This is a genomic window from Streptomyces sp. NPDC001606, assembly GCF_053596835.1.
Genome location: NZ_JBSFHC010000004.1, coordinates 275,831 through 297,802 on the forward strand (window position 1 = coordinate 275,831; position 21,972 = coordinate 297,802).

The window sequence follows — 21,972 nt, forward strand, 5'->3', positions numbered from 1 at the left end:
CGCTCCCGGGGGTCACAGGCTCAGCTCCGGGTGCAGCCGGTCCAGGGTCCACACCTGGCGGCGCCGGGCCGCGAGCGCGGTGAGCGCGAGGGCGCCCAGGGTGAACGCGGTGAGCACCGCGCACGCCTGCCACACCGGGCCGAGCCCGCCGCCCGTGATCAGCCGGCGCAGCGCCGACACGACGTAGCTCATCGGCAGATACGGGTGGATCGCGGAGAAGAAGCGGGGGCTGGTCTGCACCGGGTAGGTGCCGCCCGCCGAGGTCAGCTGGAGCATCAGCAGCGCGAGGACGAGGATCCGGCCGGCCGCGCCGAAGCGGGCGTTCAGCCACTGCACGATCGCCGCGAAGCACGCGCTGACCAGGAACAGGAAGCCGACCGTGCCGCCCGCCCGCTGCATGTCCAGCCCGACCGCCCAGTGCAGTACGGCCATCAGGGCCGCCACCTGGAGCACTCCCACGGCGACCACCGGCAGCCAGCCGGCGAGCGCGATCCGCCAGGCCGGCGCACCGGCCGCGAGCGCACGCCGGTTGAGCGGCGCGATCAGCATGTAGGCCACCATCGCGCCGACCCACAGGGACAGCGGGATGAAGTACGGGGCGAACCCGGTGCCGTAGTTCGGCGCCCGGTGCAGGTCGTGGGAGGCCAGCTGGACGGGGTCGGCCATCACGCCGGTGCGCTTGTCCCGGTCCTGCTGGTCGTAGTCGGGGATCTTCTTCGCGCCGGAGTGCAGCCCGCCGGCCAGCTTCGCGGAGCCGTCGGAGAGCTTGTACAGGCCGCCGTTCAGGGTCTCGGCGCCCGACTTCGCCGTACCGATGCCCGTGTCCAGCGCGGTGGCGCCCGTCTGGGCGGTGCCGAGCCCGGTGTGCAGCTTCTTGGCGCCGGCGGCCACCTTCTGGGCACCGGCGTTCAGCTTGTCGATCTTCTTGACGGCGTCGCTGACGTCCTCGGCGAGGTGCGGCGCGCGCTCCTGGAGGGCCTCGGCCTGCTTCTGGAGCGTGGCGAGGTTGGCCCGCATGGTCGTCAGGTCGCCGTTCTGGTCGGCGATGAGGGTGTTGAGGTCGTCGGCGACGCCGGCCACGTCGGTGGCGGCGGTCCGGGCCTTCTTCAGCTCCGGGCAGGCGGGGTCGGGCACGGTCGCGGTCTCACAGCGGGCCGTGTAGACGTCGCCCAGCACCTTCGCCGAGGCGTGCGCGGCCTTGGCGGCGCCGGGTGCGGCCTTCACCAGCGTGTCGAGGTTGTCCTTGACGGTCTTGGCGGAGTCGGCGACCAGCCGGGCGGTGTCCCCGATGGTCTTGCCGTTGTCGTTCAGGAACGGGCCCGCCTTGGCGTAGACGCCGTCGACCTTGTCGGCGAGGGCCTGGGTGCCGTCGGCGACCTGCTGCGAGCCGTCCTCGAGGTCGCCGGCGCCGGTGTTGAGCTTCTTCAGGCCCTTGAGCAGCTTTCCGCTGCCGGTCTTGGCGTCCTTCAGCCCGTCGGCGAGGTCCTTGGAACCCTTCTCCGCCTTGCCGATGCCGGTGTCGAGCTTGTCGGCGCCCTCGGCCGCCGTGACCGTGCGGTCGTGGATGGTGGAGAAGGAGACGAAGATCCGGTCCAGGAAGGCCCGGGAGGACTTGGTCGACGCGGCCGTGCGGATCTCGCTGAAGACCGAGCGGGAGATCTGGCCGACGATGTAGTTGTTCGCGTCGTTGGTGCGCACCTGGAGGGCGCCGGCCACCGGGCTGTCGCCCGAGCTGGACGCGATCCGCCTGCTGAAGTCGCGGGGCATGGTCAGCGACAGGTAGTAGGTGCCGTCCTCGACGCCCTTGCGGGCCTCCGCGTCGCTCACCCGGTGCCACTCGAAGGTCCGGCTGTGGCGGAGTCCGGCGACGATGTCGTCGCCCGCGGTGATCTTCCTGCCGTCCGCGGTGGCGCCCTTGTCGTCGTTCACCAGGGCCACCGGGATGCGGTCGAGCCGGCCGTAGGGGTCCCAGAAGGAGCACAGGTACAGGGCGCCGTAGAGCAGGGGCAGCACGAGCAGCGCGATCAGGGCGGCGCGCGGCAGCCGGCCGCGGCCGAAGCGCCTCAGCTCAAGCGCGGCCAGCCTCGGTGAGCGCATCACCGGCGTCCTCCTTCCGCTCGGTGTGCGGCTCGGTGTCCTCGTGCGAGGTGCCGGTCGGCTCGGTGTCCTCGTCGGGGGTGGCGGCCGGTTCGGTGTCCTCGTCGGGGGCGCCGGTCGGCTCGGTGTCCTTGCCGTTGGAGCCGGTGGTGCCGGTCGGCACGGTGACGCAGTCCTCGGGTGCCGTCCGGCAGACGGCGGCCACCGTCGTCCCCGCGCGCGTGAGGGACCGCAGCAGGGCCCAGACCTCGGCGCGCTCGGCGTCCGAGAGCTTCGTCTCGATGTCGTCCACCCCGAGCAGCCGCGGCCGGCCGAGCAGGGCCAGTGCGATGGACAGCCGCAGCTCCTGGAGCCGCTCCAGGTCGCGTACGGCCGTCCGGGAGCCCTTGGGCAGTTCCTCCAGGTCGAGCCCGGCGGCGGCCAGGGCCGCGTCGATCCGCAGCCTCGCCTCGTGCGTGCGCTGGGGGCGGGGCCGCAGCAGCTCGCGCAGCGAGTCGCCGAACCTGCGCTGGAGCAGGGCCCGCTCGCGCAGGTGCTCCCCGACGGTCAGCGCGGGCTCCAGGTCCGTCACCCCGGCCACCCCGGCGACCGCGCTGATCCGGCGCAGCGCGGCCATCTGCCGGGGAAGTTTGGCCCCGCCGACGGTGGCCACTCCCTCGGTGGGCTTCATCCGCCCGGTGAGTGCGAGCAGCAGACACGTACGGCCGGAGCCGGACGGTCCCTCGATGGCGATCAGCGAGCCGGGCTCCGCGGTGAAGGTGATGCCGCTGAAGGCCCACCCCCGCGGCCCCTTCAGCCCGAGGCCCTCGGCCGTGACGTCGACGCCGTCCACAAGCCCCCCTGCCTGGTTCCCGTATTTTTGAACTGACTGGTCAGTTCAAAAATACGCCCGAACCTGCGATCGAGGCAAAACCCCAGGTCAGAACGGATTGTCAGTGGCATACCGCACGATGTGCACATACGGCACCCGTGCCGTCACCCAGACGACAGGAGGTTCGTCATGGCCCACTCGTCCGCCGCCGCCCGCCGGCGCGCCGCCACCGGCCCTGCCCCCTCACTGACCGGCCCGGCCGGCGATGTGCACCCCGTGCTCCGCCGCGCCCCGGCCCCGCCCGCCGCCCTCGACCTGCTCGCCCAGGCCCGCGCCGGCCTGACGGAGGCCGCGCGCCTCGACCCGCCGAACGAGCGCTACGCCACCGCCCACCTCGCCGCCCTGCGCACCGCCGCCGCCGTGCTCGCCGCCCGCGGCCGCCCCGAGACCTCCCCGCGCCGCCGCGCCCGCATCCGCAGCGCCTGGGAGGTACTGCCCGAGATCGCCCCCGAGCTGACCGAGTGGAGCGCGCTGTTCGCCTCCGGCGCCGCCCGCCGCGCCCGCGCCGAGGCCGGCATCCGGGGCGCCGCGAGCCGGCGGGACGCCGACGACCTGATACGGGACGTGGCGATGTTCCTGCGCATCGTCGAGCGGCTGCTCGGCCTCCAGCCGGTCCTGCCCCAGCCCCGCCAGGACACCGGCGAGCCGCCCGGCCCGGACACCCCGGGGACGCGGAGCGACCTTCCGGACGCGGGCTGACCACCGTCTCGTCCGCCCGGCGAGACGGACACCGCCGCCACCCCGCGCGATGAGGGGCCGGGGCGCCGAAGGCAATAGGGTGGGGTTGCCTGAAGCCGTCCAGCCCCGCGAGGAGTCAACTGCCGTGTCGGACCCGATGCGCCCGCCCGTCTCCCACCACCACGCGCAACGGGAGTCGCTGCGCTCCGGCACCCCTCGGTCCCGTGCCTCGCTCCGTACCGCCGTGGTGTGGGAGGTCCTCCAGGACGCCCTCGACGGCCGGGTCAAGGCCACCGGCCGGGAGTCGCTGGACGTCCTCGACACCGGAGGCGGCAGCGGCAACTTCGCCGTGCCCGTCGCCCGGCTCGGCCACCGTGTCACCGTGGTCGACCCCAGCCCCAACGCCCTCTTCGCGCTGGAGCGCCGCGCCGCCGAGGCCGGCGTCGCCGACCGGGTCACGGGCGTGCAGGGCGACGCCCACGGCCTGTTCGACGTGGTCGAGCGCGGCGGCTACGACGTCGTGCTGTGCCACGGTGTCCTGGAGTACGTCGACGACCCGGCCGAGGGCGTGCGCAACGCGGTCGCCGCGCTGCGCCCCGAGGGTGTCCTCAGCCTGCTCGCCGCCGGCCTCGGCGGTGCGGTGCTCGCCCGCGCCCTCGCCGGCCACTTCACCGAGGCCCGGCGGGCGCTCCAGGACCCCGAGGGCCGCTGGGGTACCGGCGACCCGATGCCCCGCCGGTTCACCGCCGAGCAGCTCACCGCGCTGGTCGAGGACGCGGGCCTCACGGTCGGCGCGGTGCACGGCGTGCGGGTCTTCGCCGACCTGGTGCCCGGCGTCCTGGTGGACACCGAGCCCGGCGCCCTGGACGCGCTGCTCCAGCTGGAGGCCGCGGCGGCCGAGTTGCCCGCCTTCCGCTCCGTGGCCACCCAGCTCCATGTGCTCGGCGAGACGCCGGGTGGCGCGGAGGCCTGAACGCATCGCCGGTGCGCCTTCCGTACCCGGCGCTGATCAGGGGCTCGGCAGCGGATGCAGTACGCCACAAGCCCCCCGAACGAGCGGTTTGCGCCGTATGATCGAGGTACACCACCCGGCATGACGGGTCGGCCGCCGGGGAATGGAAGCCTCAGCGAGCCGGATGGCCACCCCGGACTGTGGATGGTCAATTGGCGTAGAGGGGCGGGTTTCACGGGGGCGATTCCCTGCCTATCCTGAAGGGACCCCCCGGGTCGCCCCGGCGACTGCACGATGAGGAGGACTCCGTGCCGCTCTCGGAGCACGAGCAGCGCATGCTCGAGCAGATGGAGCGAGCGCTGTACGCCGAAGATCCCAAGTTCGCGTCAGCGCTTGAGGGAAGCGGGCTGCGTACGTACACCCGGCGGCGGGTCTACCAGGCGGTCGCGGGCTTCCTCGTGGGTATCGCGCTCCTCATGACCGGAATGGTCATGCAGCTGATCTGGGTCAGCGTGGTGGGTTTCCTCGTCATGCTGGGCTGTGCCGTGCTCGCCGTCACCGGCTGGCGCAAGGCGCCGAAGCCCGGTGAGCACCCGGTGGGCGCCGTGCGCCGTCAGGCCCGGCCGAAGCGCTCCATGATGGACCGGATCGAGCAGCGCTGGCAGCGCCGCCGGGACGAACACGGCCGCTAGCGGTCACACGGCCCGTACAGAGACTCCGTGAGGGGCGACCACCACCCGGTGGCCGCCCCTCACGCATGTGCAGGCGCCCTCGCGCCCCCGTGCTAGCCCCGCTGCTCCGAGGCCCTGCGCAGGGCCGGGCGGGGCATGCGGAGGCGGGAGCGCAGGGCCGACCAGCGGGCGGATGCCGCCCACAGCAGCCGTGCCGAGGAGCGGGGCAGGAACCGCGCCCGCAGCCGCACCCCCGTGCTCACCGTGGCACGCAGGGCCGCGATCACCCGGTGCACATCCTCCGCCGCCCCGGTCGCCGGACGCGGCCGGGGCGCGTACAGCACCTGCTCCACCGCGCCCGCCAGCCGGTGCACCGCGTCCCCGGACGCCGGGTCCAGGCGGCCCAGCCGGACGATCCGCTCGGCGGCCCGGCGCGGGGTCAGCGACTCGTCCGGGGCGATGCCGTGGTCCCAGGCGCTGTCCGTCAGCTCCTGCCAGGCCGCCAGGGTGTGGGCCGCCGCCCCCTCCTCGGTCCGCGCGTGCCCGCCGAGCCGTGCGGAGCGCACCCGCGCCCGCCACAGCATCGGCGACAGCGGCACCGCCAGGACCAGCAGTGCGGCCAGCCCGATCAGCAGCGGCCACCAGGGGCCCGTACCGCTGCCGCCGCCGGCCGGAGCCGCCGCGGCCGAGGCGCTGGAGCAGCCGTCCAGCTTCTTGAGCTGACCGGTGCAGCTCTCGCTCGGCGAGGCCGCCGCCGAGGGCGCCGAGGAGGCGTTCCGGGACGGCAGGGCCGGGTCCGGCAGCGAGGTGCCGGGGCTGCTCGACTGGGTGTACGACGGCATGGTGCCGCGGGTGGGAGTGGGCTCGAAGCGGGTCCAGCCCACACCCTCGAAGTACAGCTCGGGCCAGGCGTGCGCGTCCTTCAGATTGACCGCGACCGTGCCGTCGGCCTGCGGGGTGCCGGGCGCGAAGCCCACCGCGACCCGGGCCGGGATGCCCAGGGTGCGGGCCATCGCCGCCATCGCGAAGGAGAAGTGGACGCAGAAGCCCTCCTTCTTCTTCAGGAAGTTGGCGATCGCGTTCGGCCCGCGGCCGACCGCCACCTGGGTGTCGTACTGGAAGCCGCCGCTGACCGCGAAGTAGTCCTGGAGCTTGACCGCTTCCTCGTAGTGGTTCGCCGCGCCCGCGGTGACCTGCTGGGCGGTGCGGGCCACCACCTGCGGCAGCGACGCGGGCACCTTGGTGTACTCGCGTTCCAGGGCCGCCGGCGGCTCCGGCGCGGAGGCCAGCTGCTGGGCCGTCGGCCGCACGTCCAGGCTGGTCACCTGGTAGTGCGCGCTGCGGGTGTTCTGGCCGTGGTCGCCGACGAGGGTCATGCCGACCGGCTCGTACCGCCAGTTGCCGTCGATCCGGACCGAGCTGGGCGGGTACGGCATCGGCAGCCAGTCCTGGGCGTACCAGTCCGCCGTCGTGACGTTCGTCCGCACCGTGCTGCGCTTGATGTCCGGGCCCAGCCCGATGGGCGTGGGGAAGGTGTCGGGTACGCCGACGATGCGCCGCTGGGCCGGCTTCCAGGTGGTGCCGTCGAAGTCGTCCAGCGAGACGATCCGCAGATACAGGTCCGAGATGTCGTTCGCGGTGGTGCGCACGGACAGCACCTCGCGGTCGTTGTCCGTGTTCAGGCTGTCGCGCAGGGACACCAGGGGGTTGACCGCGGAGATCGTGCCGCCGTCGCCGCTGCCCCCGCCCACCCCGGTGCCGGCGGCGGCCAGCAGGCCGCCCTGCATGCCGGGCAGGGCGAGCGGCACGATCAGCGCCACCCCGAGCGCGACCGCGCCGATCCGGCGTCCGGTGCGCACCGGTGCCACGGCGCCTTCGGGACCGCCCGTGGAGCGGGGGCCGCCGCCGAAGACCCGGCCCCACTGTGCGAGCCGCTCCCGGCTCTCCGCGAGCAGCAGCATCAGATAGCCGCCCGCCGCCACCAGGAACCACAGCCAGTCGGCGCCCCCGTCCGACAGGCCCGCGGCCACCGAGTACAGGGCGAGCAGCGGCAGCCCGGCCGGAGCCGCGCTGCGGTAGGTCACCGCGAGACTGTCCACCAGCAGACCGATCAGCAGCACCCCGCCGATCAGCATCAGCCGGATGCCGTCGGTGAGCGGTGCCGGTATCGCGTACTGGTTGACGTCCTGCGCGCCCTGCCGGAACAGCTCGGCGAAGAACCGGAAGGTGTCCGGACCCGGGATCAGCCCGAGGAGCGCGTGCTGACGGGCGAAGACCAGGGTCAGCAGGATCAGCATGGTGAGCGCCTGCGCCGCCACGGTCAGCGGCCGGGCCAGCGGCACCCGCCGGGCCGCGGCGCCCACCCCGGTCTGCACGGCCACCAGCGGCACCAGTTCCAGCAGCCAGGTCGGCCGGTCCACCAGGGGCAGCAGCGCGGTCGACGCCATCAGCGTGGCCGCGGCGGCGAACAGGGACAGTCGTGCCCGCCCGCTCATCGAGACGCCTCCCCGCTCAGGGCGGCCAGGCCGGAGCGTTCCCGCTCGGCCTGCCGCCACAGGTCGTCCAGCGCGGCACCGCGCGGCACGCTCAGCGCCGTCCAGCCCGCCTCGCGCAGCAGGCGCAGCCGCTCGCCGTGCCGGTCGCCCGGGCGCGGCACATCGATCGGCTCCCGCACCCAGGTGTCCGGGTCCAGCACGAAGGCGACGGCACCGCCGCTGCGCCGGCTCATCTTGGCGGCGGTCGCCGCCTGTCCCTCGTCCAGGTCGCCGAAGAAGGCGATCAGCAGGCCCTCGTTGCCGCCGCGCAGCACGTCGTACGCCCGGGACAGGCCGGTGCCGTCGGAGTGGTCGATCACCGCGAGCGTGTCCATCATCAGCCCGGCCGCGTCCGCGGTCTCCGGGCCGCTGCCCGCGAACCCGTCGGCGCCCTCGCCGGGCACCACGCTGCCGCTGTCCGTCAGCAGCCGTACCGAGAAGCCGCGTTCCAGCATGTGCACCAGCACCGAGGCGGCACCGGAGACGGCCCACTCGAAGGCCGAGTCGGGGCCCGCGCCCTCGTAGGCGCCGCCCCGGGTGTCGAGCAGCACGGTGCAGCGGGCGCGCCGGGGCTGCTCCTCGCGGCGCACCATCAGCTCGCCGTAGCGCGCGGTGGACCGCCAGTGCACCCGGCGCAGGTCGTCGCCGTAGCGGTAGCCGCGCGGGATCACGTCGTCCTCGCCGGCCAGGGCCAGCGCGCGCTGCCGCCCGTCGCCGTACCCCTGGGCCTCGCCGCCGAACCGGACCGGGGCCAGCGGCGCCACGTGCGGGACGACCGTCAGAGTGTCGAACGCCGAGAAGGAGCGCGTCAGTTCGCACATCCCGAACGGGTCCGTCAGCCGCAGCTGGAGCGGGCCCAGCGGATAGCGGCCGCGCAGATCGGAGCGGACCCGGTAGGAGACCTCGCGGCGGCCGCCCGGCTCCACGCGGTCCAGCACGAAGCGCGGGCGCGGTCCGAGGACGTAGGGCACACGGTCCTGGAGCATCAGCAGACCGGTGGGCAGCCGGGAGACGTTGTCCACCCGCAGATGCACCCGGGCCTCGCTGCCGGCGGGTACGCGCGCGGGGGACAGGCGGCGGGTGCCGGCCACCTGGTAGCGGGTGCGGTACAGCACCGTCGTGCAGATCAGCGGCAGCGCGGCGAGCAGCAGACCGACCCGCAGCAGATCGCTCTGGCCCAGCACATAGGCGCAAGAAGCGGCGGCGATACCGGCCGCCAGGAAGGAGCGGCCGCGGGTGGTGAGGCCCGCGAGGGCCGTCCGGACCCCGCCCGCCTCCCCGCGGTCCGGTTCGGCCGGCCCGGTCCCCCCGGCGCTCATCACAGACTCCGCGGGGGCTGCTGGGGATAGTCCGGCAGGTTCCGGCCGAGCACGCCGAACGCGTTCTGCTGTCCCGGGGTCGCGGGCACCGGCGTGTGCTGGAGGATCTCCTGGACGACCTGCTCGGCCGTACGGCGGTTCAGCTGGGCCTGGGCGGTGGGCAGCAGCCGGTGGGCGAGGACGGCGACGGTCAGCGCCTGGACGTCGTCCGGCAGCGCGAACTCCCGGCCGGCCAGGGCCGCGGACGCCTTCGCGGCGCGCAGCAGATGCAGGGTCGCGCGCGGGGAGGCACCGAGTCTCAGGTCGGGGTGGGTGCGGGTGGCGGCGACCAGCTCCACCGCGTACCGCCGGACGGCCTCGGAGACGTGGACCTCGCGCACCGCCTCGATCAGCTTCGCGATCTCGTGCGCGTGCGCCACCGGCTGGAGGTCCTCCAGGGGGCTCACCCCGCCGTGCACGTCCAGCATCTGGAGCTCGGCCTCGATGCTCGGATAGCCGACGGAGACCCGGGCCATGAAACGGTCGCGCTGCGCCTCGGGCAGCGGGTAGGTGCCCTCCATCTCGACCGGGTTCTGCGTGGCGACCACCATGAACGGCGTGGGCAGTTCGTAGCTGTGCCCGTCGATGGTGACCTGCCGCTCCTCCATGGACTCCAGCAGCGCGGACTGGGTCTTGGGGGAGGCGCGGTTGATCTCGTCGCCGATCACGATCTGGGCGAAGATGGCGCCCGGCTTGAACTCGAAGTCCCGGCGCTGCTGGTCCCAGATGGACACCCCGGTGATGTCCGAGGGCAGCAGGTCGGGCGTGAACTGGATGCGCCGCACCGAGCAGTCGATGGACCGCGCCAGCGTCTTGGCGAGCATCGTCTTGCCCACCCCGGGGACGTCCTCGATCAGCAGGTGGCCCTCGGCGAGCAGCACGGTCAGCGCGAGCCGTACGACCTCGGGCTTGCCCTCGATCACGCTCTCCACCGAACCGCGCACCCGTTCCACCGTGGCGGTCAGATCAGTGAGGCTCGCTCGATCGTCATAGGTCGTCACCCGGCCCTCCTCGGCCCTTTTTCCGGGCCGGCACGCTCGGTGCGCAGCCGGCCCACCCCGAAACACGGACACCACGCGGAAAAGGTTCCGCGTGCCGTCCCACCCGCATTCTTGCCGCCGTTACCGATTCGTGTCACTCGCCTGTGGACAACTGCCCGCACGATGTCGGTCTTACGACTTTTCGACCGCGTCATCGACGCGGTCGCCGCAGGGATGCCTCGGGGTGGCCCGCCGGTGCGGCCCGTCTCAGGCCGGGTCGACCTCGCGCAGCAGACCGGTGCGTACGTCGAAGACGAAGCCGCGCACATCGTCGGTGTGCAGCAGGAACGGCGAGGTGCGCACCCGCTGCATGGACTGGCGCACATCCTGGTCGACGTCCCGGAAGGCCTCCACCGCCCACGCCGGGCGCTGGCCGACCTCCATCTCCAGGTCGTGCCGGAACTCCTCGGTGATGGCCTCCATGCCGCATCCGGTGTGGTGGATGAGCACGATGCTGCGGGTGCCGAGCGCCCGCTGGCTGATCGTGAGGGAGCGGATCACGTCGTCGGTGACCACACCGCCGGCGTTGCGGATGGTGTGGCAGTCGCCGAGCTGGAGGCCGAGCGCGGCGTGCAGGTCGAGACGGGCGTCCATACAGGCCACGACCGCCACCTTGAGGACGGGCCGGGCGTCCATGCCGGGGTCGGTGAACTCTGCGGCGTACCGCTGGTTGGACTCCACCAGGCGGTCGGTGACACGGCGCTCGCCGGATATGGCGCCTTCGGATCCAGTGGGAACTGCTGCGGAAGTCGTCATACTCATGCACGTTACTGGTCGCCGACGGCCACGGCGCGCTGTGAGAGCGGACAAAGAACGCCATCATGGCTTGTTGTGGGCTACCCCACACGGAGGGCAAACCCGACCCGGACGGGTGAATCCGTTCGAACCCCGGTTCCGGCCGGGCGCCGGTGCGCGACGCGCAGGCCGGTTGATTGACCGCGAGACAGGGTGGACTAAAGTGACGCGAAGCGGGAGGCGTGGCTCTCCCTGCTGGTGAAAACCCCGGAGACCCGGCACCCGCCCGGACGTCTCCCCACGTGCGCGGCGCGTACGTACGGCTCGGCCTCCTCCCGCTCCCGGTCGGCTGACGCTTCCGGCGCCGGCGGACCGGACCGTCACGAGCTGGCGGGGACCCGGCGGTGCGTACGGCCCGCGCCGGATCCTGAGAGGCCCCCTTGAGCCAGAGTCGACACGTCCCGGTGATGCTCCAGCGGTGCCTGGACCTGCTGGCGCCCGCCCTGGAGCGCCCGGGAGCCGTGGTCGTCGACTGCACCCTCGGCCTCGGCGGGCACAGCGAGGCGCTGCTGACCCGGTTCCCCGAGGCCCGGCTGATCGGCCTGGACCGGGACAAGGAGGCGCTGCGGCTGTCCGGCGAGCGGCTGGCGCCCTTCGGCGAGCGGGCCACCCTGGTGCACGCCGTGTACGACGAGCTGCCCGACGTACTCCACCGGCTCGGCCTCGCGCGGGTGCAGGGCGTGCTCTTCGACCTCGGTGTCTCCTCCATGCAGCTGGACGAGGCCGACCGCGGCTTCGCCTACGCCCAGGACGCGCCGCTGGACATGCGCATGGACCAGACGACCGGCATCAGTGCCGCCGAGGTCCTCAACACCTATCCGGCGGGCGAGCTGGTGCGCATCCTGCGCGCGTACGGCGAGGAGAAGCAGGCCAAGCGGATCGTGGCCGCGATCGTCCGGGAGCGCGAGAAGGAGCCGTTCAGCAACAGCGCCCGGCTCGTGGAGCTGATCCGGGACGCCCTTCCGCAGGCCGCCAAGCGCACCGGCGGCAACCCGGCCAAGCGCACCTTCCAGGCGCTGCGCATCGAGGTCAACGGCGAGCTGTCCGTGCTGGAGCGGGCGATCCCGGCCGCCGTGAAGTCCCTCGCCGTGGGCGGACGGGTCGCCGTGCTGTCGTACCACTCGTTGGAGGACCGGCTGGTCAAGCAGGTCTTCGCGGCCGGTGCCGCGACCACCGCGCCGCCCGGGCTGCCCGTCGTACCCGAGCGGTACCAGCCGCGGCTCAAGCTGCTCACCCGCGGTGCCGAACTTCCCACCGAGGAGGAGATCGCCGAGAACCGCCGGGCCGCACCGGCCAGGCTGCGCGGTGCCGAGCGCATCAGGGAGGACGTCGAGTGAGGCCGGGTAAGCCGCCGGAGGGCCAGTGAACAGGAAACCCCAGCCGAGCAGGAAACCGGGGAAGAGGCCGGAGTTGCGGGGGAGGGCCGCGCGGCTCGCCCGGCTCCTGCCGGCCGGCCGCGCCCGGGCCGCCCGTACGCCGTTCGTCCTGCTCGTCGTCCTGCTGCTCGGCGGCGGCCTCATCGGGCTGCTGGTGCTGAACTCCGCGCTCAGCGCGGGCTCGTTCAGAATGAGCGACTTGCAGAAGCAGACGAAGAGCCTCACCGACGAGGAACAGGCCCTGCAACGGGACATCGACGCCTACTCCGCGCCCGACGCGCTCCAGCGCCGGGCCCGCCAACTCGGCATGGTCCCCGGCGGCGACCCGGCCTTCCTCAACCCCGACGGCACGGTCCGGGGCGTGCCCAGCCCCGCCTCGGCCGAGCCCGCCGCCCTCACCGCCCCGCTCGCCCCGGACCCCCTGACCCCGGCCGTCGGCCTCCCCGCCACCCCGGCCGCACCCGCCACGGCCCCGGCCACCCCCGCGAGCAGCCCCACCCCCACGGCCGCCCCCACAGCCGCGCCCCTCTCCGCCCCGGCCGCCCCGGCGGCCACCCCCCAGCCCGCCTCCACCCCGACCCCCGGCAGGTGACGGAAGTGTCCGACAGGGAACCGCCGCGCCGCCGTGTGCCCGGGCCCGCCAAGCCTCCCCGGTCGGGGAGTGCCGTGCGGCGGCAGGCCGGGCCCGGTGCCCGGCCGGCGCGCCGCCCGGGCGGTGCCCGGCCGCCGGCCCCGCGCCCGCTGAAGCTCGGCAGCCCCCGGCCCCGGCTGCGCATGGTCAGCCTCGCGCTGACGCTGGTGCTGATCGCCTTCGTCGTACGGCTGTTGCAGGTGCAGGCCGTGGACGCCAGTGCGTACGCCGCGCGGGCCGAGCAGAACCGGTATGTCGTGCATACGCTGACCGCCGAGCGCGGCGGGATCACCGACCGCAACGGCGTGGCCCTCGCCGTCAGCGAGGACGCCTACGACATCACCGCCGACCCGACGATGTTCACCAGGAAGCAGCTGAAGATCGGCGACGGCCCGGAACAGGCCGCCGCGCTGCTTGCGCCCATCCTCGGCCAGGACCAGGCCACGCTGGTGAAGAAGCTGCGGCCGGCGAACCGGAACTCCCGGTACGCCAAGCTCGCCGCCCGGCAGACCCCGCAGGTCTGGAAGCAGATCAAGGACCTGAAGGCGGCGCTCGCCAAGAAGGCCGAGACGGACAAGAACACCGTCAACGTGCTCGCCGGCGTCTTCGCCGACCCCAGCAGCCAGCGCGTGTACCCCAACGGCGACCTCGCCGCCGGGATACTGGGCTGGGTCAACGCCGACGGCCGCGGCGGCGGCGGCGTCGAGCAGGCGCTGGACAAGGAGCTGACCGGGAAGAACGGCACGCTCCGGTACGCCCAGTCGGGCGGGCGGGAGGTGCCGACCGTGGGCTCCACGGAGACGCCCGCCGTCCCCGGCAGCGACGTCGAGCTGACCATCGACCGCGACATCCAGTGGGCCGCGCAGAACGCCATCACCGAGCAGGTGCAGAAGTCCCGGGCCGACCGGGGCTATGTCATCGTCCAGGACACCCGCACCGGGCAGATCCTGGCCATGGCCAACTCACCCGGCTTCGACCCCAACGACCTGTCGAAGGCCGACGCGGAGGCCATGGGCAACGCGGCCGTCCAGGACGCCTACGAGCCCGGCTCCACCGCCAAGGTGATGTCCATGGCGGCCGTGATCCAGGAGAACGTGGCCACCCCGCTCACCCATGTCGTCGTACCCAACCGGCTGCACCGCGGCGACCGTCTCTTCCAGGACGACGTCGACCACGGCACCTGGTACCTCACGCTCAACGGCGTGCTCGCCAAGTCCAGCAACATCGGCACCATCCTCGCCACCGGCCAGCTCGGCAGGACCCAGCCGGAGGCCAACCGGGTCCTGTACTCCTACCTGCGCAAGTTCGGCATCGGCAGCTACACCGGACTCGGCTTCCCCGGCGAGACCCCGGGCATCCTCGCGCCGTACCAGAAGTGGTCCACCTCGCAGCAGTACACGATCCCCTTCGGCCAGGGGTTCTCCATCAACGCCCTGCAAGCCGCCTCCGTGTACTCGACCATCGCCAACGGCGGGGTGCGGATCCAGCCGACGCTGGTGCGCGGCACCAAGGGGGCCGACGGACGCTTCACGCCCGCGCCGAGGCCCAAGGAGACCCGGGTCGTCAGCGCCCGAACCGCCAGGGCCGTGGCCCAGATGCTGGAGTCCGTGGTGGACGACGAGCAGGGCACCGGCATCAAGGCGCGCATCCCGGGGTACCGCGTGGCCGGTAAGACCGGCACGGCCAACCGCGTGGATCCGGCCACCGGCAGGTACCGCGGCTACACCTCGTCCTTCGCCGGTTTCGCCCCCGCCGACAACCCCCGTATCACCGTGTACTGCGCCATCCAGAACGCCACCTCCGGCAGCTACTTCGGCGGCCAGATCTGCGGCCCCGTCTACAAGCAGGTGATGGAGTTCGCGCTGAAGACCCTCCAGGTCCCGCCGACCGGGGCACCACCCGCCAACCTGCCCGTCGACTACAAACCCTGACCAGTTTCGACCAGCCCTGATCAGCCCGAACAGCACCGGAAGACCAGGAACGCACCTGTGACAACGATCACCCCACACCCTGGGAACCACGACGGCCCGGAGTCCTCGCTTCGCCCCGGACCGGGTACGCCCGGTACGCTCACCGCCGTGCCACACGCTGATCAGTCCCAAACCACCCAGAAGGGCGCTTCCGTGACATATCCGGGACCGCCGCGACCGGTTCAGGTCTCCGCCACACCCCTCGCGGAACTGGCCGATCAGCTGGGTGCCGCCGCTCCGGACACCGCCGCCGAGGTCACGGGGATCACCCACGACTCGCGCGCCGTCCGCCCCGGCGACCTGTACGCCGCCCTCCCCGGCGCCCGTCTGCACGGCGCCGACTTCGTCACCCAGGCCGCCGGTCTCGGTGCGGTCGCCGTGCTCACCGACCCGACGGGCGCCGAGCGCGCCGCGGCGAGCGGACTGCCGGTCCTGGTCGTCGACGACCCGCGCGCGCGGATGGGCGAGCTGGCCGCGACGATCTACGGCCACCCCGGCCGGGACCTGCTCCAGATCGGCATCACCGGCACCTCCGGCAAGACCACCACCGCCTACCTGGTCGAGGGCGGCCTCAGGACCGCGAAGTCCACCGGTCTCGTCGGCACCGTCGAGATGCGCATCGGCGACGAGCGCATCAAGTCCGAGCGCACCACCCCCGAAGCCACCGACCTCCAGGCCCTGTTCGCCGTCATGCGCGAACGCGGGGTGGAGGCGGTCGCCATGGAGGTCTCCAGCCACGCGCTGGTGCTCGGCCGGGTCGACGGCTGCGTCTTCGACATCGCCGTCTTCACCAACCTCAGCCCGGAACACATGGAGTTCCACTCCGACATGGAGGACTACTTCCGGGCCAAGGCGCAGCTGTTCACGCCGGAGCGCAGCAGGCTCGGCGTCGTCAACGCCGACGACGAGTACGGCCGCCGGCTGGCCGAGGAGGCCACGGTCCCCGTGGTCACCTTCTCCGCCGAGGGCCACCCCGACGCCGACTGGCGGGCCGAGCACGTCCAGGTCGGCCCCATGGACTCGACGTTCACCGTCGTCGGCCCGAACGGCGTGCGCGTGCACGCCCGGTCGCCGCTGGCGGGCCCCTTCAACGTGGCGAACACCCTCGCCGCCATCGTCGCCCTCGCCGCGGCCGGCCTCGACCCGCAGGCCGCCGCCGACGGCATCGCCGCCGTCCCCGGCGTCCCCGGCCGCCTGGAGCGCGTCGACGCCGGGCAGCCCTACCTCGCGGTCGTGGACTACGCCCACAAGACCGACGCGGTCGAGTCGGTGCTCAAGGCGCTGCGCAAGGTCACCAAGGGCCGGCTGCACATCGTCCTCGGCTGCGGTGGCGACCGCGACCAGACCAAGCGGGCCCCGATGGGCGCCGCCGCGGCCCGGCTCGCCGACACGGCCGTACTGACCTCCGACAACCCCCGCTCCGAGGACCCCCTCGCGATCCTCGCGACCATGCTCCAGGGCGCGGCCTCCGTGCCCGCGCACGAGCGCGGCGAGGTGCTCCTCTTCGAGGACCGGGCCGCCGCGATCACCGCCGCCGTGGGCCGTGCCCAGGCCGGTGACACCGTGCTGGTCGCGGGCAAGGGTCACGAGCAGGGCCAGGACATCGCCGGCGTGGTCCGTCCCTTCGACGACCGCCAGGTGCTTCGCGAAGCTATCCAGAAGACCCAGGGATGAACTTGTGATCGCCCTCTCCCTCGCCGAGATCGCAGCAGTCGTCGGCGGGCAGACGCACGACATACCGGATCCGTCCGCAGCCGTCACCGGGCCGGTGGTCCGGGACTCCCGCGAGGTGGTGCCGGGCAGCCTGTTCGCCGCCTTCGTCGGCGAGCGGGTGGACGGCCACGACTACGCGGCGCAGGTCATCGAGGCGGGCGCGGTCGCCGTACTGGCGTCGCGCCCGGTCGGCGTGCCCGCGATCGTCGTGGACGACGTCCAGACCGCCCTCGGCGCCCTCGCCCGGCACGTCGTACGCCGGCTCGGCGCGACCCTCGTCGCCCTGACCGGCTCGGCGGGCAAGACCAGCACCAAGGACCTGATCGCCCAGGTGCTGCGGCGCAAGGCGCCGACGGTGTTCACGCCCGGCTCCCTCAACAACGAGATCGGGCTGCCGCTGACCGCGCTGACCGCCACCGAGGAGACCCGGTTCCTCGTGCTGGAGATGGGCGCCCGCGGCATCGGCCACATCCGCTACCTCACCGGCCTCACCCCGCCGAAGATCGGCCTGGTGCTCAACGTCGGCAGCGCCCACATCGGCGAGTTCGGCGGCCGTGAGCAGATCGCCCAGGCCAAGGGCGAACTCGTGGAGGCGCTGCCCGAGGACGGCGCGGCGATCCTCAACGCCGACGACCCGCTGGTCCGGGCCATGGCGTCCCGTACCAAGGCGAAGGTGCTCCTTTTCGGAGAGTCGGCCGAAGCGGACGTACGCGCCGAGAACGTACGACTCACGGACAGCGGACAGCCCTCCTTCAGGCTTCACACACCCTCCGGTGCAAGCGATGTGACCATGCGCCTGTACGGTGAGCACCACGTGTCGAACGCGCTCGCCGCGGCCGCCGTCGCCCATGAGCTGGGCATGTCCGCGGAAGAGATCGCCACCGCGCTCTCCGAGGCGGGCTCCCTCTCCCGCTGGCGCATGGAGGTCACCGAGCGCCCGGACGGCGTGACCATCGTCAACGACGCCTACAACGCCAACCCCGAGTCCATGCGGGCCGCCCTCAGGGCGCTCGCGGCCATGGGCAGGGGGCGGCGCACCTGGGCGGTGCTCGGCAAGATGGCCGAGCTGGGGGACGAGGCGCTCGCCGAGCACGACGCCGTCGGACGGCTCGCCGTCCGGCTCAACGTCAGCAAGCTCGTCGCCGTCGGGGGGAATGAGGCCTCCTGGCTGCAACTGGGCGCATATAACGAGGGTTCGTGGGGTGAGGAGTCGGTGCACGTGTCCGACGCACAGGCGGCGATCGACCTGTTGCGCAGCGAGTTGCGCCCGGGGGACGTCGTACTCGTGAAGGCGTCCCGTTCGGTGGGGCTCGAGAGCGTGGCCCAGGCGCTCATCGAGACCGGTGCCCAGGGTGAGGTTGCCGCCCGATGATGAACCAGATCCTGTTCTCGGGCGTCATCGGTCTCTTCCTGACGCTGGTCGGCACCCCGCTGCTGATCAAACTGCTCGCGCGCAAGGGCTACGGCCAGTACATCCGTGACGACGGCCCGCGCGAGCACGCCAGCAAGCGCGGTACGCCGACCATGGGCGGTATCGCGTTCATCCTGGCGACGGTCGCCGCCTACTTCCTGTCCAAGGTGATCACCGGCAAGCCGCCGACGTTCTCCGGCGTGCTGGTGCTCGGCCTGATGGTCGGCATGGGCCTGGTCGGCTTCCTGGACGACTACATCAAGATCGTCAAGCGGCGTTCGCTGGGTCTGCGGGCCAAGGCGAAGATGGCCGGCCAGCTGATCGTCGGTATCGCCTTCGCCGTGCTGTCGCTGATGTTCTCCGACGCGCGCGGCAACACCCCGGCCTCCACCAAGCTGTCGTTCATCACCGACTTCGGCTGGTCGATCGGCCCGGTGCTGTTCGTGATCTGGGCGCTGTTCATGATCCTCGCGATGTCGAACGGCGTGAACCTCACCGACGGTCTGGACGGTCTCGCCACCGGCGCCTCCGTGCTCGTCTTCGGCGCCTACACGTTCATCGGCGTCTGGCAGTACCAGGAGTCCTGCGCCAACGCGATGACGCTGACCAACCCGCACGCCTGCTACGAGGTGCGCGACCCGCTCGACCTCGCCGTGGTCGCCTCCGCCCTGATGGGCGCCTGCCTGGGCTTCCTGTGGTGGAACACCTCGCCGGCGAAGATCTTCATGGGCGACACCGGCTCGCTCGCCCTCGGCGGTGTCCTCACCGGCCTGGCCATCCTCTCCCGCACGGAGCTGCTGGTGGCCATCATGGGCGGCCTGTTCGTCCTCATCACCATGTCGGTCGTCATCCAGGTCGGCTCCTTCCGGCTCACCGGTAAGCGCGTCTTCCGGATGGCACCGCTCCAGCACCACTTCGAACTCAAGGGCTGGTCCGAGGTCCTGGTGGTGGTCCGGTTCTGGATCATCCAGGGCATCTGTGTGATCGTCGGACTGGGCCTCTTCTACGCAGGATGGGCAGCGGAAAAGTGACCTCCAGCTCGGAGCTCTTCCAGGGCAAGCACATCACCGTCGCCGGACTCGGTGTCTCCGGCGTCCCGGCGGCGAAGGTGCTGCACGCGCGCGGTGCGGTCGTCACGGTCGTCAACGACGGCGACGACGCACGCGCGCGCGAGCAGGCCGCGGAGCTGGAGGCGCTCGGCATCACCGTGCGCCTCGGCGACGGGGCGACCCTGCCGGAGGGCACCGAGCTGATCGTCACCGCGCCCGGCTGGAAGCCCGACAAGCCGCTGTTCCAGGCGGCCGCGCAGGCCGGTGTGCCGGTCTGGGGCGATGTCGAGCTGGCCTGGCGGCTGCGCGGCCCCGACGCGGCCCCCTGGCTCGCGGTCACCGGCACCAACGGCAAGACCACGACCGTGCAGATGCTCGCCTCCATCCTGACGGCGGCGGGCCTGCGCACGGCCGCCGTCGGCAACATCGGCGTCTCCCTGCTGGACGCCGTCCTCGGCGAGGAGCGCTACGACGTCCTCGCCGTCGAGCTGTCCAGCTACCAGCTGCACTGGGCGCCCTCCCTGCGCGCCCACTCCGCCGCCGTCCTCAACCTCGCGCCCGACCACCTCGACTGGCACGGCTCCATGGAGGCCTACGCCGCCGACAAGGGCCGCATCTACGAGGGCAACACCGTCGCCTGCGTCTACAACGTGGCCGACAAGGCCACCGAGGACCTGGTGCGCGAGGCCGACGTCGAAGAGGGCTGCCGCGCCATCGGGTTCACCCTGGGCGCCCCGGCCCCCTCCCAACTCGGCGTCGTGGACGGCATCCTGGTCGACCGCGCCTTCGTGGAGAACCGGCAGAAGAACGCGCAGGAGCTGGCCGAGGTCTCCGACGTCAACCCGCCGGCCCCGCACAACATCGCCAACGCCCTGGCCGCCGCCGCCCTCGCCCGCGCCTTCGGGGTGCCCGCCACGGCCGTACGGGACGGTCTGCGGGCCTTCCGCCCGGACGCCCACCGCATCGCGCACGTCGCCGACCTGGACGGCGTGGCGTACGTGGACGACTCCAAGGCGACCAACACCCATGCCGCGGAAGCGTCGTTGGCGGCATATGAGTCGATCGTATGGATTGCGGGCGGTCTGGCGAAGGGCGCGACCTTCGACGAGCTGGTCGCCGCGTCGGCGAAGCGGCTGCGCGGCGCCGTGCTGATCGGCGCGGACCGGGAGCTGATCCGCGAGGCCCTGGCGCGACACGCCCCGGAGGTCCCCGTGGTGGACCTCGACCGGACCGACACTGGGGCGATGCTCCAGGCGGTGACGGAAGCGAAGCGGCTTGCCCGGCCCGGGGACACGGTGCTCCTTGCCCCGGCCTGCGCCTCCATGGACATGTTCACCAACTACAACCAGCGCGGTGACGCGTTCGCGGCGGCGGTCCGCGAACTCCGCGCCTGACCCCGGCCGCCCGCCGGGCGGATCCTGGGAGGGACGCGTGGGACGGCCGACGTTCAGTGGAGGCGCCGATGCCCAGTAGCCGTACCGGTCGTCCGCCCGTGCAGCGGGCGTCCCGGCGTCCCGTCGTACCCCGGCCGCCGCGCGAGAACCCCGTGCAGCGGCTCTGCACCCGCGCGCGAAAGGCGTGGGACCGGCCGCTGACCGCCTACTACCTGATCGTCGGCGGCAGTGTGCTGATCATCGTGCTGGGCCTGGTGATGGTCTACTCGGCCTCCCAGATCACCGCGTTGCAGCTGTCCCTGCCCGGGTCGTTCTTCTTCCGCAAGCAGTTCCTCGCCGCGGCCATCGGCGGCGCGCTGCTCTTCGTGGCCTCCCGGATGCCGGTGAAGCTGCACCGGGCGCTGGCCTACCCGATCCTCGCGGGCGCCGTCTTCCTGATGGTCCTGGTGCAGATCCCCGGGATAGGGATGGCGGTCAACGGCAACCAGAACTGGATCTCCCTCGGCGGCTCCTTCCAGATCCAGCCCAGCGAGTTCGGCAAGCTCGCGCTGGTGCTGTGGGGCGCGGACCTGATCGCCCGCAAGCAGGAGAAGAAGCTGCTGAACCAGTGGAAGCACATGCTGGTGCCGCTGGTGCCGGTCGCCTTCCTGCTGCTCGGGCTGATCATGCTCGGCGGCGACATGGGTACGACGATCATCCTGACCGCGATCCTGTTCGGGCTGCTCTGGCTCGCCGGGGCGCCGACCCGGCTGTTCGCCGGGGTGCTGGGCGTGGCCGTGGTGCTCGGCGCCATCGCCATCGAGACCAGCCCGCACCGGATGGCCCGGCTCGACTGCATCGCGGCCACCGACCCCGGCCCCAACGACATGTGCTGGCAGGGCGCCCACGGCATCTATGCCCTCGCCTCCGGCGGATTCTTCGGCTCCGGGCTCGGCGCGAGTGTGGAAAAATGGGGTGAACTCCCGGAAGCGCACACCGACTTCATCTTCGCCGTGACCGGTGAGGAACTGGGCCTGGCGGGGACGCTGTCGGTGCTCGCCCTGTTCGCGGCTCTAGGCTATGCGGGTATCCGCGTGGCCGGACGCACGGAGGACCCCTTCGTGAGGTATGCCGCGGGAGGCGTGACCACCTGGATCACCGCCCAGGCGGTGATCAACATCGGTGCGGTGCTCGGCCTGCTGCCGATCGCCGGTGTCCCCCTCCCGCTGTTCTCCTACGGAGGGTCCGCCCTGCTGCCGACCATGTTCGCCATCGGGCTGCTGATCGCCTTCGCGCGCGACGAGCCCGCTGCGCGGGCAGCGCTTGCGATGCGGCAACCTCGCTTTGGTAGAAAGCGGGCGGGAGGCTCCGGTGCGGAGCGGGGGCCTCGGAGATGGAACACGATGCGACGGCGTGCCTCGGCGGCGCGTTCGTCCGGAGAGCGGTGAATTTC

General features: G+C 72.6%; 17 protein-coding genes. 11 read left to right on the forward strand and 6 right to left on the reverse strand.

Going from position 1 to position 21,972, the window contains the following annotated elements:
- Window positions 1-12 precede the first annotated feature (12 nt).
- Complete coding sequence (locus ACWCV9_RS11005; RefSeq protein WP_450785595.1) at window positions 13-2,097, reverse strand: YhgE/Pip family protein; 2,085 nt, start codon at window positions 2,095-2,097, stop codon at window positions 13-15.
- Window positions 2,069-2,929, reverse strand: a complete 861-nt coding sequence (locus ACWCV9_RS11010; protein WP_450785597.1) for an ATP-binding cassette domain-containing protein — start codon at window positions 2,927-2,929, stop codon at window positions 2,069-2,071. Before ACWCV9_RS11010 ends, ACWCV9_RS11005 begins: the two co-directional genes overlap by 29 nt.
- A gap of 168 nt (window positions 2,930-3,097) precedes the next feature.
- On the opposite strand from ACWCV9_RS11010, the gene ACWCV9_RS11015 reads away from it, so the two are divergent.
- The 3 genes from ACWCV9_RS11015 to ACWCV9_RS11025 all read left to right on the forward strand — a co-directional run bounded on the left by ACWCV9_RS11015 (window position 3,098) and on the right by ACWCV9_RS11025 (window position 5,290).
- On the forward strand, window positions 3,098-3,667 hold the full coding sequence (locus ACWCV9_RS11015; RefSeq protein WP_450785599.1) for an SAV_6107 family HEPN domain-containing protein: 570 nt from the start codon (window positions 3,098-3,100) through the stop codon (window positions 3,665-3,667).
- A gap of 124 nt (window positions 3,668-3,791) precedes the next feature.
- Window positions 3,792-4,619: a methyltransferase gene (locus tag ACWCV9_RS11020; RefSeq protein ID WP_450785601.1), complete on the forward strand. Its 828-nt coding sequence runs from the start codon at window positions 3,792-3,794 to the stop codon at window positions 4,617-4,619.
- Between the two features lie 287 nt (window positions 4,620-4,906).
- Entirely contained in the window at window positions 4,907-5,290 is a 384-nt protein-coding gene (locus ACWCV9_RS11025) for a DUF3040 domain-containing protein (protein WP_385843968.1), read from the forward strand.
- Between the two features lie 92 nt (window positions 5,291-5,382).
- Here ACWCV9_RS11025 and ACWCV9_RS11030 read toward each other — a convergent pair whose 3' ends face one another.
- The 4 genes from ACWCV9_RS11030 to ACWCV9_RS11045 all read right to left on the reverse strand — a co-directional run bounded on the left by ACWCV9_RS11030 (window position 5,383) and on the right by ACWCV9_RS11045 (window position 10,957).
- Window positions 5,383-7,764, reverse strand: a complete 2,382-nt coding sequence (locus ACWCV9_RS11030) for a transglutaminase TgpA family protein (protein ID WP_450785603.1) — start codon at window positions 7,762-7,764, stop codon at window positions 5,383-5,385.
- Window positions 7,761-9,122, reverse strand: coding sequence for a DUF58 domain-containing protein (locus ACWCV9_RS11035; RefSeq protein ID WP_450785605.1), 1,362 nt, complete (start codon window positions 9,120-9,122; stop codon window positions 7,761-7,763). Before ACWCV9_RS11035 ends, ACWCV9_RS11030 begins: the two co-directional genes overlap by 4 nt.
- Complete coding sequence (locus tag ACWCV9_RS11040; RefSeq protein WP_450785607.1) at window positions 9,122-10,162, reverse strand: AAA family ATPase; 1,041 nt, start codon at window positions 10,160-10,162, stop codon at window positions 9,122-9,124. Before ACWCV9_RS11040 ends, ACWCV9_RS11035 begins: the two co-directional genes overlap by 1 nt.
- A gap of 246 nt (window positions 10,163-10,408) precedes the next feature.
- Complete coding sequence (locus tag ACWCV9_RS11045) at window positions 10,409-10,957, reverse strand: beta-class carbonic anhydrase (RefSeq protein ID WP_385843962.1); 549 nt, start codon at window positions 10,955-10,957, stop codon at window positions 10,409-10,411.
- A gap of 419 nt (window positions 10,958-11,376) precedes the next feature.
- On the opposite strand from ACWCV9_RS11045, the gene rsmH reads away from it, so the two are divergent.
- From rsmH to ftsW, 8 genes are all read left to right on the forward strand, one after another.
- On the forward strand, window positions 11,377-12,333 hold the full coding sequence (gene rsmH, locus ACWCV9_RS11050; RefSeq protein ID WP_385843961.1) for a 16S rRNA (cytosine(1402)-N(4))-methyltransferase RsmH: 957 nt from the start codon (window positions 11,377-11,379) through the stop codon (window positions 12,331-12,333).
- Window positions 12,334-12,406: 73 nt separating this feature from the next.
- Entirely contained in the window at window positions 12,407-12,964 is a 558-nt protein-coding gene (locus ACWCV9_RS11055; protein ID WP_385843960.1) for a septum formation initiator family protein, read from the forward strand.
- A gap of 5 nt (window positions 12,965-12,969) precedes the next feature.
- Window positions 12,970-14,934, forward strand: coding sequence for a peptidoglycan D,D-transpeptidase FtsI family protein (locus ACWCV9_RS11060; protein WP_450785610.1), 1,965 nt, complete (start codon window positions 12,970-12,972; stop codon window positions 14,932-14,934).
- 192 nt (window positions 14,935-15,126) lie between these two features.
- Window positions 15,127-16,647 (forward strand): UDP-N-acetylmuramoyl-L-alanyl-D-glutamate--2,6-diaminopimelate ligase, encoded by a 1,521-nt coding sequence (locus tag ACWCV9_RS11065; protein WP_450785612.1) that lies wholly within the window; start codon window positions 15,127-15,129, stop codon window positions 16,645-16,647.
- A gap of 4 nt (window positions 16,648-16,651) precedes the next feature.
- A complete protein-coding gene (locus ACWCV9_RS11070; protein ID WP_450785614.1) occupies window positions 16,652-18,058 on the forward strand; it encodes a UDP-N-acetylmuramoyl-tripeptide--D-alanyl-D-alanine ligase in 1,407 nt (468 codons plus the stop codon).
- On the forward strand, window positions 18,055-19,128 hold the full coding sequence (gene mraY, locus ACWCV9_RS11075; RefSeq protein WP_385843955.1) for a phospho-N-acetylmuramoyl-pentapeptide-transferase: 1,074 nt from the start codon (window positions 18,055-18,057) through the stop codon (window positions 19,126-19,128). The genes ACWCV9_RS11070 and mraY overlap by 4 nt, the downstream gene beginning before the upstream one ends.
- Entirely contained in the window at window positions 19,110-20,540 is a 1,431-nt protein-coding gene (gene murD, locus ACWCV9_RS11080; RefSeq protein ID WP_385843954.1) for a UDP-N-acetylmuramoyl-L-alanine--D-glutamate ligase, read from the forward strand. Before mraY ends, murD begins: the two co-directional genes overlap by 19 nt.
- A 68-nt stretch (window positions 20,541-20,608) precedes the next feature.
- A complete protein-coding gene (ftsW, locus tag ACWCV9_RS11085; RefSeq protein ID WP_385843952.1) occupies window positions 20,609-21,967 on the forward strand; it encodes a putative lipid II flippase FtsW in 1,359 nt (452 codons plus the stop codon).
- Window positions 21,968-21,972 lie beyond the last annotated feature (5 nt).